This is a genomic window from Mesorhizobium sp. M7A.F.Ca.CA.002.09.1.1 (assembly GCF_003998555.1).
Lineage (GTDB): Bacteria > Pseudomonadota > Alphaproteobacteria > Rhizobiales > Rhizobiaceae > Mesorhizobium > Mesorhizobium ciceri.
In genome coordinates, this window is the sequence record NZ_RZRR01000938.1 from 1 (window position 1) to 2,102 (window position 2,102).

General features: G+C 62.7%; 1 protein-coding gene and 1 pseudogene. Both read right to left on the reverse strand.

The window, feature by feature from the left end; all coding sequences use genetic code 11:
- Nucleotides 1-773 (reverse strand): annotated as a pseudogene (locus EN994_RS28605) (hypothetical protein); the annotation flags it as partial.
- A gap of 10 nt (nt 774-783) precedes the next feature.
- Nucleotides 784-2,102, reverse strand: a 1,319-nt coding sequence (locus tag EN994_RS28610) for a hypothetical protein (RefSeq protein ID WP_127308015.1), incomplete at its 5' end; no start/stop codon positions are given.

Below are 2,102 nucleotides of genomic sequence, written 5' to 3' on the forward strand. Positions count from 1 at the left end.
GGATTGCACTTGGTGACGTCGATCTTGATCGAGGTCTTCACGCCGGTCTTGAAGTCACCGTCGTCGGGCTTGCTCGGATCCTGCGATGGGATGATGGTCCCGGTGCCCGGTCCGGCCGTCACCTTGATCATGCCCTGGTTGTCGACGATCGTCGGCGCGGGAAATGCCGCACGATCGATCTTGGCCGTGATCGCGAAGTTGATCACACGCTCGTTGGCAGCGCCGACGCCGTCGACATCGGACGTGGAGATGCGGAAATCGGAAACCGTGGCAGTATCGTTCGGATTTGCCGAAGTGCTGATCGTTGCACCCGGCAGTGGTCCGCCGGACGAATCCGTGCCGTCGCCGGACACGTTGACGTTGATGATCGCAAGGCCGTGCGGAAGCTGGTCCTTGAAGTCGATCCTGACCTTCTTCAGCCTGGCCTCGAGGCTCGGGTCGGCAAGGCCCTGCGGATCGCCGCGCAAGCCGAAGCTCAGCGAGTAGACGACGTAATCGCAGCCTCTTTGAACGCCTGTCTTGGTGAAGAAAGGCACCACCTGGTCAGGCCTCGGAGTGACGACGCGCGAACTGTCGAGATCGAGCTTCAGCTCCGGGGTGATCGAGGCAGCGTCTTCTGCAAAGCCTTGCACCGGGGTGAACGTGGCGACCGCGATACCGGCCGCCATCAGCCAGCGCGCGCCGCGCCTGGCGTATGACAGGGGTTTCATGATCGTCTCCATGACGGTTGTTTGGGCGTTCGTTGCGAGCGGGGAGAGTGCGAGATTTTTCATCTTCCCCTCCTCAACGTTCGCAGCTGGCGGCTGGGGTTCTGAGCGGCAAAGTCATCTTGCAGCAAGGGTAATAGCCACCCTTGTCCTTGTCGGACTTCCTGTAGAAGCAGAGCCCGACATCGACTGTGTCGCCCGGATAGTGGCCGGTGATGTCGATCGTGTAGGGCTTGCCGGGCGCATGCGACTGGGATGATGTCACCCCGACGCCTGGCGTCCTGGACTGGACCTTGATCGAATCGCCGCCGAAGCCGGCATGGTCATGGAGATAGAGATCGGCCTCGAGGCCGGAAGGCGTGCAGTAATACTGGACGTCGTCGACGTCGAGACATGGAGGCAGGTTGCCGGGTGGTGGGAAATCCGGCGGGTAGAAGGGGGGCAGGTAGCCGCCCGGGATTTCCTCGTAATAGCCGGCGCGGCCCTCGCAAGGGTGCCAGACGGCAACATCGCCGACATGGCCCTCGACCTCCGGGTCTTCGAAATAACCGTCGAAGTCGACGAACCATGAGCCGAAGGGCGGCACATTGGCCGGCTTGACCAGCTCTTTCGGCGTGATCTGCACACCGTGTACGGCCAGCGGCCCGCCGGCTGCGAGCTGTTCGGCGAGTGAAGGATTGTCGCGCAGCTTGTCGCCCGTGTTGACCAGCGTCTGCGTGCAGACGGAGCTGTCGAGATTGCCGTCGGCATCATAGCCATATTGCAGATCAAGACCGCCGGCCGACTGCCGGTTGCCTTGGGGGAAGCCGACCGCATATTCCTGCGGCACTTCGACCCAGACCGATTCCGTTTCCGGATCGTCCGGGTTCTCCCGGAAGTAGCGGATGACCTCGCCTTTACCGGAATCGGCGAACTGGCCGTAATCGTAACGGTTTTCGACCGGACCGCGCTGGGCCAGGTACATGAAGCCGCTGTTGTCGAAGGCGATGTCGGTGACGGCGTAGTCCTTGTCGGCCCTGACCGTCAGTTCCCAGCGCGGGTCACCGGCAAAACTGCCGTCGCGGGCGATGCCCACCGACCAGATTTCCGACTTTTCGCCGACCGAATAGTAGAGCCGGCCGCCATGGTAGGAGACACCCCAGACGCGGCGCTCGTCCTGCGTGTAGCCCCAGCTGTCGGGGTCTTCGCTATCGAAGGCGGCACCTTGTATGTCCATCACCGAACCATCGTCGGCGACGGGAGCGAGCCCATGCGTGGGCCGGCCGGCAACGCCGTGATCGAAGCTGTCGATCAGTCTGCCTTCGGCGTCGATGCGATGGATCAGGCCGGTGTCGAGATCGGACGCAAAGAACTCGCGGTGAGTGGCGTCGAAAGTGAGATTGCCGATGCCGGGAC